Genomic DNA, 12,250 nt, shown 5'->3' on the forward strand with positions numbered 1-12,250 from the left:
CCGAAGCTGATAAACTAGCTAAAGAAAAAGCTGAAAGAGAAAAAGCCGAAGCTGATAAACTAGCTAAAGAAAAAGCTGAAAGAGAAAAAGCCGAAGCTGACAGACTAGCTAAGGAAAAAGCTGAAAGAGAAAAAGCTGAAGCTGACAGACTAGCTAAAGAAAAAGCTGAAAGAGAAAAAGCCGAAGCCGACAAACTTGCTAAGGAAAAAGCTGAAAGAGAAAAAGCCGAAGCCGACAAACTTGCTAAGGAAAAAGCTGAAAGAGAAAAAGCTGAAGCTGACAGACTAGCTAAAGAAAAAGCTGAAAGAGAAAAAGCCGAAGCTGATAGACTTGCTAAGGAAAAAGCTGAGAAAGAAAAAGCTGAAGCTGACAGACTTGCTAAAGAAAAAGCTGAAAGAGAAAAAGCTGAAGCTGACAGACTTGCTAAAGAAAAAGCTCTAAAAGAAGCTATTGAAAAAGTTCAAGCTGAAAACAAAAAAACTGAAGAACAAGCTAAAGCTGCTAAAGATACAGTAACTAATTTAGAAACTTCTAAAGCTCAATTAGAAAAACTAGTTAAAGAGAAAGAAGAAGCTATAAACAATGCTACTACTGAAATAGAAAGAGAAAAATTAACTACAGAAAAAGCAGCAGTTGAAAAAGAACTTACAGCAAAAGTAACTGAATTAAAAGCCGAAACTGAAAAAGCAGTTAAACTTGAAAATAAAGTTAAAGAAATTGAAAAATTAGAAGAAGTTAAAGAAGAAGCTGTAGGAAAAATCCAAGCTGATAACAAAAAAACTGAAAAAGAAGCTAAAGCTGCTAAAGATACAGTAACTAAATTAGAAGCTGATAAAGCTCAACTAGAAAAACTAGTTAAAGAAAAAGAAACTGCAATAAATAATGCTACAACTGAAGTAGAAAAAGAAAAATTAACTACAGAAAAAGCAGCAGTTGAAAAAGAACTTACAGCAAAAGTAACTGAATTAAAAGCCGAAACTGAAAAAGCAGTTAAACTTGAAAATAAAGTTAATGAAGCTAAACAATTACAAGCAATTGTAAAAACTGCATCTCTTAAAGATACATTAGTAGCTAAAGTTGTAGAAAACGGTTCTTCTGAAGATGTTGTTACAGTAACATTCGACAATACAGCTGTAAAAGCTGATCACTTAGTCGTAGAAAAAGCTAATAAAGAAACTGTTGCAAAAGTTGAAAAACTAGCTAAAAAAGCTGATGAAAATCTAAATGTTGTTAAAACAATTGATCTTCACTTTGCTGATTCTCAAGGTAACACAATCAACAAACAAGGTGAAACACGTACCGTTACAGTAGCTGTAGTAGCGAACGAAAATGAAAAACTAGAAGTTTACTACGTAAATGAAGACAAAGTAAATGGAGATAAATTAGAAAAAGTCCCTAGCGTTTATAAAGATGGAAAACTTACATTCTTCACTAGTCACTTCAGTAAATATACTATCTTAAGTAAAACAATCGCTTCAAATCAAAACACTCCAGTACCTGTAACACCTGCTCCATCAGGTGAAAACGAAAAAATAAAATCTAATGAAGGTAAAGCTTTAGTTAAACCTTTAGTTCAAGAAGAACTACCTACTTTAGATTTAAATATCTTTAGACAAAATGATAACAACGACAGTAAAGATAAAGGTAGCCTTGATGTAGTTAAAACTAATAATCAAGTAACATCTGCAACTCCTGTAAGTACTGTTAAAAAAGGACTTGCTAATACTGGATTAGCTTCTATTGCTACTGCTGGATTAGGTGTATTAGCACTACTATCTGCTTTAGTATTACGCAGAAAAAATAATAAATAAAATAAATAATAAAATCTTTATACAAAGGGGTAATTTACCTCTTTGTATAAAGTCATGTATAGAGAATTTTTAAGGAGGATTAACAAAAACATGAAAACTAATAAATTATTAAAAGTTCTATCCGCAGCAACTATCATCTCAACCCTTGCTGTGATAGATTATTCAGCGACTACACAAAACAACAAAGTTTTATTAGCTGCTGATACTCAAAATCCAGAAGTAGAAGTACCAACAACAGCTTTAAACGCATACGAAGCCGGAAAAATATCAATGGCTAAGGCTTCTATAGTTAAATTAACTGTTCAAAAAGTAGCTAATGGTTATAAATATAAATTAATATTAAAAGATATCGATCTGAATGGATCATCCGATGGAGTATCTAAACTTTGGATAGAAGGAAAAGAAATAGCATTACAACCAATAGAATATACAGAAGATCCAAGCGCTAAAAATCCAAAATTGGCTGAATTTACTCTACCTGAATTAAAATCAAGAATTAACGCTACTGTATTTGTTCAAATAATGGAGAATATTGGATTGATAACTGGTAATGCCGGTCAGGGTACAAAAGATACAATTCTTAGCTTAGATTTAACTGGAGTTGAAGAAAAACTTACTCCTAAACCTGTTGATAAACCTGTAGTGACTCCTAAGCCTGCAGTTGAAACTCCAGCTAAACCTGCTGAGGGGGCTAAACCTACACCAAAACCTGAAACACCTGAAAATACTCAGCCTTCAAATAAACCGACGGAATCTACAACAAGTAAACCAGCTGATTCAGGAACTACAGAACCAGCTAAACCTGTTAGACCAGCAGAAACTCCTAAACCTGCTTCTTCAGCAACTGCGACTTACTATAATGGAGTAACTGCTACATTATTAAACGCACACCGCCCTGGACAAAAATCAATGGGAGATGCAGCTTTAGAACATAGTAATGTAACTGTATTTAAAGAAGGAAGTACTTACCACTATATTGTTCGTTTCCACAATATTAGTGTTGGAACGTTTAATGACGGAATTACTGGTTTCTGGGTAAATGGTACAGAGTATCCTGTAAACCCTACTGGTGGGGCTAATAAACAGGTAGAAGTACACTTCACATCTACTGAAAAACTATCGACTGTCCCTGTTACTGTATTTGTTCAAGCTATGGAAACTATTATGACAGGTGGTGGAAAACAAAATGCTACTTTATCATTTGATTTCTCTAATGTAACTGAGGAACAAAGGAAACCTATAGCTGGTGGAAAACCAGGTAACAGTGGTTATACTCCAAGACCATCTAATCCTGGTGGAAACCAAGGTGAACAACCTACTTCACCAATCTCTACACCAACTACACCTCTTCCTGCCGCTACTCAAGGGCAAGGTGTAGAAGTACCGGTTACTTACTTCGACAACGTAACTGCTTCTCTATTAAATGCATATGAATCAGGTCGTGCCTCTATGGGGAACGCCGCATTAGATGGAATCACTGTATTCAAACATGGTGATACTTATCACTACAAAGTTCGTTTCCACGATATTAAAGTAGGAACTCTTACAGATGGTATTACTCGTTTCTGGGTTAATGGTACTGAATACCCTGTTAATAGAACAGGTGGCGCTATGAACCAAGTGGAAATCCACTTTACATCGCCTGAAAAATTAACTAATATTCCTGTTTCAGTATTCGTTCCAACAATGGAAAGCATTATGCCAGGTGCTGGTAAAAAAGATGCAATCCTTAGCCTTAACTGGTCTAATGCTACTGAAAGACAAGGAACTGCAGTTATTGATGGTGGTCAACCTGGAGCTAGTGCCGCTGATAATGGCGCTGGTGCTTTAACTCCTAAAGGTGGACGTCTAAACAACGGTAGACTGTCTAACACTGGATTAGAAACATCATCATCTATTCTTGCAGGGGCTCTTACTCTAATGAGTGCCTTCATGGTTGGTAGAAAAAAACAGAAATAAAATAGTAAGATAATATCTCGCTAAATAACTATAATATTATCTACTCTGAAAGGCGGGAATATTTCCCGTCTTTCTTAATTAAAAATTAAATAATATAAAAGAAAGTGAGTTTTTATAATGAAACGAGTTTTAAAACTGTTAACGATAGTTATTGCTACATTAACATTTATCATTACATCCAGTAATGTACCTTTCGTTAAAAATGTCCACGCAGCTGATAAGGTATACAGTGTTCCTGTGGAACTATGGCATGCTGAAAATAGTGGTCGTCTTTCTATGGGGAATAATGCATTAGCTACACATGCTACTGTAAACGTTCACGATAATAACACTTCTACTATTACTGTTCAATTCACACCAATGGATTTCAGTAATATGCACGGTCACTTATTATCACTTAGTATCTACTCATCTCCTATTTTCTCAGGAAGTCTTACTGCCGCTTCAGTAACAAGCACTTATAATGATACTAACTTAGACGGTGGTACTAGTACTTATCCAGGAACTCTAAGCTTTAACTTTGGTGAAGCTAAACCTGATAAAGTCGGTGTTAGAGTTGCTGTTGATGCCATGAACCAAATTATGGGTGGTGATGCATCTCAAAATGCTATTATTAAATTTAACTGGGCTGCTGCTAATCTAGTATCTGGTTCTGAAGATTCTTCTAAAGACAAAGAAAAAGAGAAAAAAGAAGAAGATAAGAAAAAAGAAGAAGAAAACAAAGACAAAAAAGATGAAAATAAAGCACCTGAAGGATTTGTTGCTAAGAAATTAGAAGATTACTTCAAAGATGATCAAAAAACAAAAAATCCTGGTCTTTATAATCTTGACATCACAGGTTCATACTTGAACCCTCTTACTGGTGTTACTGCTGATGGTGGGACTAAAAACACTGCTATCGGTGAAGGTATGGTACAAGGGGTAATCTCTCCTATTAATGCAGGTGGCGACTTAAACGAAGCTCTTAAAAATCAAAAATCTAACGGAGAAAAACGTTGGTCTAAAGCTATGCTTCAACGTACAAAAGATGGTAAATTATACGCAACTGTCCGTATACACCTTATGAACTGGGTTCAACGTAGTAAAGAACAAGGTCCTTTCATTAAAGTTCTTCAAAAAGATGGAGAGTTCAAACAAGTAGAAGCTACTGAAACAAAAGTTAACATTGAACAATATAAAGATAGCTATGTTGACTATCGATTCGAGGTACCAAATGAAAACTTCTTAGCTATGGTACAAATGTATGTAGAACCTATGAATCGTCCTGTTCGTTATTTCGTGGAAGTTAATACTGATACTATTAAAAACGGAAATGATGGTCTAGACATGGAAGCTATTAAAGAAGCAAACTACACACCTTATTATTTAGGTGGTATAGGAGTTCTTGCAATAGCTGCTGGACTTTACTTTCCTCGTAAAAAAAGAAAAAATAACTAGGAGATAATTCATGAAAAGAAAACTATCCCTACTATTTACACTACTTCTAGCTAGTATCTTGGTACTTACTGCTTGTTCATCGCAAAACAAAGCTGGTAACACTACTGGAACTGATCCTAATCTAGCTGATAAAGCTTTTAATGAAACGATAGACTTAACAGGTGTAAATAAAGACAAAAAATCTGAAGAAGAAAATGGTAAACGTGTCGTAATGGACTCTGTAGCTCTTGCTCAAGTAGCTAATGTACTTGATATTAAATTAGCAGCTGTTCCCACTACAAAATTAGGTCGTATGCCTAAAAGATATGACAACACTGTTCAAATCGGTCTTCCTATGAATCCAAATATGGAAGTTATCAAATCTATTAATCCTTCTATCGTATATGCTCCAGATAGTTTACAAGACTGGATAAAAGAAGGATTCGAGAAAAATAAAATACCTTATAAATTTGTAGACATTCGTAGTGTTAACGGGCTATACGCTGTAACTGAAGAACTTGCAAAGGAATTTGGTAAAACTGAAAAATTCAAAGAATTAAAGAAAGAACACGATGAGTTCTTCGCTAAATTCAATGAGAAAATCGCAAATAAAAAGAAACCAAAAGTTCTTGTTCTTATGGGCTTACCTGGAAGCTACATGGCTGCTACAGAGAAATCTTATGTTGGTAACCTTGTAAAATTAGCCGGTGGTGAAAATATCATTAAAGGTACTGAAGAGTTTAAAAATCTAAACTTAGAAACTGCTTTAAACGATAAACCAGATTTCATTTTACGTACTGCTCATGCTATGCCTGATACCGTAAATGAAATGTTTAAAAAAGAATTTGAAAACAATAAGAGTTGGTCTCACTTCGATGCGGTAAAAAATAATAAAGTTGTCGATTTAGATAGCTCAATGTTTGGTATGACAGCTACATACGATTATCAAAAAGGATTAGAAAGTCTATACAGTATTTTCTATAGTAACTAATACTTAAAACCAGAAGTAGCGCATTGCTACCTCTGGTTTTTTAAATAATACAATTTTAAAACAATGTGATATACTAAACATATAAACTATATAAGGAGGTTCTTAATGTTTAAAAACAAAAAAGCAATCACTTTTTCTGTTCTTATTCTACTTTTATTAAGTACGATATTTTTTGCAGCGAACAGTGGTAGTATAAAAGCTAGCGTCGGACAATTAGCTATTGGTATCTTTACCGGAGAATATGCCAATGTAAATGCAATTATCGATGTTCGCTTCCCAAGAATTATCATCACCTTATTAGTAGGTGCTGCGCTGGGAGTTAGTGGTCTATTATTACAAACAGTATTAAAGAACCCGCTTGTCGATCCTAGTATTATTGGTGTTTCTAGTGGAGCTAACCTATTTTTATACTTAGGATTAGGATTATTCCCACAATTTTTAATGTTTAAGTCTGTGTTTTCTATCATCGGTGGTGTTCTTGGTTTCTTAATAATTTATTACCTAGCGGGTAGAACAAAAAACAATGTTAAAATTATTTTAATCGGTATTGCGATAAGTTATTTCTTCACAGGAATACTAAGTTCTATGCAGTACTTGAACCAAGCTAACTCTACTACTTCATCTGCATTCAAAACTGTTGGTTTAGGAACTAAGAACTGGGATGATGTTTCATTATTATTAGGTTGGATTCCATTACTACTAATTATTAGCTTCTTCTTAGCTAAACTATGTAATATCTTCGCTTTAGATGATAATATTATTAGTTCACTTGGTATTAATATTAATGTGATTCGTTTATTAATTTCATTTGTTGCAGTAGCTCTTGCTTCTGTTTCTACAGCTGTTGCTGGTGTTATGGTCTTTTTAGCTCTTATTACACCTCATATTGCTAAGATTATAATTGGACGAAATCATATTTATACTATTCCATTTAGTGCTTTACTTGGAGCTTTTATTCTACTGTTATTCGATACAATCGGTCGTGTTATTTTTGCACCTATCGAAATACCTGCTGATTTAATAATGATGATTATAGGTGGACCTGCATTTATTATTTTAGTTAAGAAAGGAGTAAGTTAATGGAAAATATAATAGAAATTAATAACCTGACGTTTAAGTATGATAATAAAAATGCACTTTTTGAAGGTCTAAATGTAAGTATTGAAAAAGGTAAAATTACTACCCTACTTGGTAAAAATGGTTGTGGTAAGAGTACACTAATAAAAATATTAGCCAAAAATTTAAACTATAATTCTGGAAGTATCAAACTTGAAGGAAAAGAATTAAATTCATATTCATTAAAAGAGCTTGCCAGTATTCTTGCGATTGTTTATCAAAAAAATGAAACTCCACGAGAAATTACTGTCTATGATATGGTTAGTTTCGCTAGACTTCCTTATCAAAATATCTTCTTCTACAAACCTAACGCTAGTGATGTTGAAAAAATTGAATTCGCACTAGAAAAAACTAGTCTATTAGCTTACAAAGATAAACGCGTAGATGAATTATCTGGAGGTCAGCTTCAACGTGTTTACATCGCAATGGCACTTGCACAAAATACTGATATTATTATACTAGACGAGCCTACTACTTTCCTTGATATAAAATATCAAAAATCTATAATGCAACTTGTTAAAGAGCTTAATAAATCTCTAGGAATTACTATTGTCATGGTATTGCATGATATTAATCAAGCTCTAGCTTATAGTGATAATATTATCGCTCTTCTTGATGGAAAAGTAATTAAAAATGATCAAGCTGCTAACTTTTTTGATGAAGAACTTCTAAACAAACTTTATGATGCTGATATTAAAATAGAAGATGGAAAAGTAATTAGTTGGTAACTTTTCAAATATCTGATATAAATATTTTGAATACATCGCTACATTGAGGTATTAATACTTTGATGTAGCGATATTTTTATACCTTAGCAATAATTTACTAATTATTTTACAATATAAAAATTCTTAAATCACCAATCTAAATAATCTTTATTTGAATGATATAATTATTGATTTTAATATTAAATAATTGTAAAATATATTGGTACAAATAAATAATAAAATAATTACAAAGGAGTTTTCTATGGAAATACTAACTACCCTAGGTATATTTGTCATAATTGTAATACTTGGTTCATTTTTAAATAATCTATTTCCACGTATTCCAGCAGCTTTATTCCAAATAATACTTGGTGCTGCGGTAACATTTATTCCTAACCTCCCACTTCATTTTGAGTTTGAATCAGAAATGTTTATGATGTTAGTTATCGCTCCCCTATTATTTACTGACGGTTTCAACTCGTCCTTAAAGAATATCTGGCTATACAAACGTCCAATTATATATATGGCAATATTTTTAGTTCTTGTGACGGTAATTGTTGTCGGTAGCATAATTCATTTATTGCTTCCAATGATTCCTTGGGCAGCATGTTTTGTTTTAGCTGCTGTCCTGTCACCTACAGATGCTGTGGCTGTTAAATCAATAACTAAAGGAATGAAACTACCTAAAGGACTTATGGCTATATTAGAAGGGGAATCGCTTCTAAATGATGCTTCTGGTCTTGTATCATTTAATATAGCTCTAGCAGCAGTTCTTACTAACACATTTTCTGTCACGAATGCTAGTTATAAATTTTTAGTAGTTGCAGGAGGGGGAGCGATCTTTGGACTTATTATTGGGATAGCTTTTTCTTATATTAAGTTTATATTCTCAACAAAATTTGCTGACGAATTTAATATTTTAGTTATTTTTCAATTAATAACACCAGTTATAGTATTCTATCTTGCGGAACATATTGGTGTCTCTGGTATCGTAGCTGTAGTAATTACAGCTCTAGTATACAACTACCAAAGAAAGCATCACTTACTTACTGTTGTAAGTAGTGATGCTGCAGTAACTATAGACAGTACTCAACAAATAGCAAGTTATGTACTAAATGGTTTTGTATTTACCTTTTTAGGATATTTACTCCCTGAGATATATCATACTGTGTTTAATAATAGGGAGATTGATATTGTATATGGATTCATAATTTCATTAGTTATTGTTTTAGGTCTAATGATAGTTAGATTGACCTTTGTATATTTCAACTACATATCATTCCAACCTCATCATTTTACGACTGCTAGAAAAACAGCGAAAATAATACTAAATAGAAAATTTGACAAAGGTAACTATTCTAGATTTAACTACTCTTTAATTACTAGTTTGTGTGGTATTCACGGTACAGTAACACTTGCTACAGCACTTATGATTCCGGTTGTAACTTCTACTGGGGATAACTTCCCACTTAGAAATACCATCCTATTCATTGCGAGTAACGTCGTTTTACTAAGTATTATTATCGGTACAATCGCCCTTCCTCTTGTTGTTAAGAACGAAGATGAAGAGAAAGAATATACTCAATACTCTCTTCGTGAAAAAATCTTAGAAGGCACACTTGAGGAACTAAAAGAACGTGATATTTCTAAGAAATCTATCGAAGAAAAAGTTGCGTATGCTTTTGAAATAAAAAATCTACACGAACTAAAAGCATACTTTAAAAACATGCAAACTGGAAGATTTAAAAATACAAACGAACCACTATCACTACACAAAAAAATAATGAAAGCACAAGACAAAGTTCTCCCTGAAATACTTAAGGACAATCCTAACATTGAGCAAATCCTGGAAATTTCTAAACTTATGCAACTTAGAAAATCTTTATTATTCACATATTCGATACCAAAAAACCTATTACTTAATTTAAGAATATATGTAAAAGAATCCAATCTAAAACGTCGTTTAACTCGTCATTTTGTGGCTAAAGATCTAACTCCAGAATTTTATGAGAAACTTAAAGAAAAAATACCAAAAAGAAGAAAAGTAAACTTCGTCAATAAATTAGATGAAATTAAACAAAAAGCTGAAGCTTCTTCTAGCCAAATTCAGGCTATCATTGATTGCTCGCCTACAGTAAGAAAAGTACTTCTTGAGACAGCCTATAAGGTTATTGATGAAAAGTGTTCAGATGAAAATACTGCAGAATTCGTTAAAGATGTATATAGATACTACTCATTCACTTTATTTGAAGTATTTTTAGAAGACATCGATTTCGAAGAAGAACTTAAAGAACTTCAAATGGAGTTAGTTCGACTTTTAAAATATAGAATATTAACGATGAGAAAGTTAAACTATATTTCTCTAGAAGATTCTTACACCGCTCTTCGCAACTTAAACTTCAGTGAATCCATGATTTTCCCTCGTGAAACTGAAGAAGAATAAAATAAAAAAGCTGACCTCAAGTTAGATTATTATCTAAACTCTAAGGTCAGCTTTTATTTAGGTTGTTTTTTTATTTTTTAAATTCTACGACAAAATCGTAACCACGATCTGTTTTTGCTCCGAAGTAAAAATCACTTACTTTATATCCTCGTTTTTCTACTTTAGTGATTTTCTCTTGAATTGCTGCTTTTACTTGCGCTTCCGTAGCATTTTTTGGAAGTTTAATAGTAGTATCACCATCTACATCCAATGCTCCAGCTATTCCTGGTAAAGTTTTCAAATTGAAGTAAATATTAACATCTACAGTTTCTTGTACTTCTGCTGATCTTTTAGCTCTTTTTTGAACTAATGGAGCTTTTCTAAAGCCTGTATTGTTAACTGATGTTAATTTAGATTCTTTTGTGAATTCTACAACATAGTCATAGCTATCTCCACCTTCAACGATTTGATCTAAGTCAGTAGCTGAAACAACTTTAAAACCTTGTTTTTTCAATTTTTCAATTTGAGCTTTTGTTTTTTCTTCAATAGCTTTCTTAATTTCTTCTTTTGTAGCATTTCCTGATAAAGTTAACATATTGTTTTCTCCTACTTCACCTAATGCTCCGGCTATATCTTTTAGATTTGTTAGATTGTAATAGATATTTATTTGTTTTGTTTTATTTGATAAATCTCTTTTTACAACTTTTTTAGCTCTAACTTGAACTTCTGGTGCAATTCTGAAGCCTGTAGTTCCTGCTTTTTCTTTAGTGAAAGTAACTACATAATTAAAGTTCTTCACAATAGTATCTTGCTCGAATACTATTTCTTCTTTTACTTTATATCCATATTTAGCTAATTCTTGAGCCTTAGCTTGAATTTTTGCTTTAACTAATTCTTTCACTTCATCTTCAGTTGCTGAATTCGGAATGGCTACTGTATTATTTTCTCCCGGATCAGATAAAAATCCATTGATATCTGGCATTCCATCATAATTATAACTTATGTTTACCGTACCGTCTGGTTGATTTGCCGCACGTGCTACTCTTCTTGCTCTAATTTGAACTTCTGGTGCATTTCTGAAACTTGAAGTTCCTGATGTCGCAGTTTCCGATGTTGCAACTGGTTGTGGTTTTGCAGTTGGTGCTGAATCTGAAGTTGGTTCTGTTGCCGGCTGTGTTGGCGCTGGTGATTCTGTTGCTGCTTCCGGTTGCGTTGCTGCTCCTGTTGAAGCTGATGTTGCTTTCGGTTGAGATGCCGCTCCTGTTGAAGCTGTCGCTGATGATTCAGGTTGTGTTGCTTCTGAAGATGCTTCTCCTGAGCCATGTCCTATTGCTGTGCTACCACCTTCAATCGTAGTCCCCTCATTACGACCATTGGTTAAATTATCTTTATCATAATTTGGTGCTGGTAACTCTTCACCTGGAACATTAATTCCATCAATTTTAGTTTGATACTCATCTGTAGCAGCTACTGCAGCATCATGATTCTTAGCATTTTTTATTGCGGCTAATGCGTCTCCTTTTAATGTTTTTAATTCCGCTTTTAATTTTTCTTTTTCGGCTTCGTCTTTAACTTTTTCTATTTCACCTAGTTTTGAAGATACTTGTTCATTAATAATATCTTCCCCATCTTTTTGTGCATCTGCTAGTTCCTTTTTAGCTTTTGCTTCTTCAGAAGTTGGTTCTTCTGCTTTTGGCGTTGTTCCTGCTGCTGGCTCTTCTGCTTTTGGCGTTGTTCCTGCTGCTGGTTCTTCTGCTTTCGGTGTTGTTCCTGCTGCTGGTTCTTCTGCTTTCGGTGTTGTTCCTGCTGCTGGCTCTTCTGCTTTCGG

Annotated in this window: 7 protein-coding genes and 1 pseudogene; 7 read left to right on the forward strand and 1 reads right to left on the reverse strand. The window is 33.4% G+C overall.

Annotated elements, in window-relative coordinates; genetic code table 11:
* From ACO6OL_RS07490 to ACO6OL_RS07520, 7 genes are all read left to right on the forward strand, one after another.
* The coding region (locus tag ACO6OL_RS07490) for a coiled-coil domain-containing protein (RefSeq protein ID WP_485502692.1) at positions 1 to 1,811 on the forward strand (1,811 nt) is incomplete at its 5' end.
* A gap of 90 nt (positions 1,812 to 1,901) precedes the next feature.
* Complete coding sequence (locus tag ACO6OL_RS07495) at positions 1,902 to 3,770, forward strand: hypothetical protein (protein ID WP_485502693.1); 1,869 nt, start codon at positions 1,902 to 1,904, stop codon at positions 3,768 to 3,770.
* Between the two features lie 117 nt (positions 3,771 to 3,887).
* Positions 3,888 to 5,207 (forward strand): heme-binding Shp domain-containing protein, encoded by a 1,320-nt coding sequence (locus ACO6OL_RS07500; RefSeq protein WP_485502694.1) that lies wholly within the window; start codon positions 3,888 to 3,890, stop codon positions 5,205 to 5,207.
* A gap of 10 nt (positions 5,208 to 5,217) precedes the next feature.
* Positions 5,218 to 6,177, forward strand: a complete 960-nt coding sequence (isdE, locus tag ACO6OL_RS07505; RefSeq protein WP_485502695.1) for a heme ABC transporter substrate-binding protein IsdE — start codon at positions 5,218 to 5,220, stop codon at positions 6,175 to 6,177.
* 105 nt (positions 6,178 to 6,282) lie between these two features.
* Complete coding sequence (locus ACO6OL_RS07510) at positions 6,283 to 7,257, forward strand: FecCD family ABC transporter permease (RefSeq protein WP_485502696.1); 975 nt, start codon at positions 6,283 to 6,285, stop codon at positions 7,255 to 7,257.
* Positions 7,257 to 8,021 carry an ABC transporter ATP-binding protein gene (locus ACO6OL_RS07515; RefSeq protein ID WP_485502697.1) on the forward strand — a complete coding sequence of 255 codons (765 nt, stop codon included), beginning with the start codon at positions 7,257 to 7,259 and terminating at the stop codon, positions 8,019 to 8,021. Before ACO6OL_RS07510 ends, ACO6OL_RS07515 begins: the two co-directional genes overlap by 1 nt.
* Positions 8,022 to 8,262: 241 nt before the next feature.
* Entirely contained in the window at positions 8,263 to 10,443 is a 2,181-nt protein-coding gene (locus ACO6OL_RS07520; protein ID WP_485502698.1) for a cation:proton antiporter, read from the forward strand.
* 70 nt (positions 10,444 to 10,513) lie between these two features.
* Here the strand turns inward: ACO6OL_RS07520 and ACO6OL_RS07525 are convergent.
* A pseudogene (locus ACO6OL_RS07525) lies at positions 10,514 to 12,250 on the reverse strand (hypothetical protein); the annotation flags it as partial.

The sequence above is a fragment of the Gemella sp. genome, from assembly GCF_057272915.1.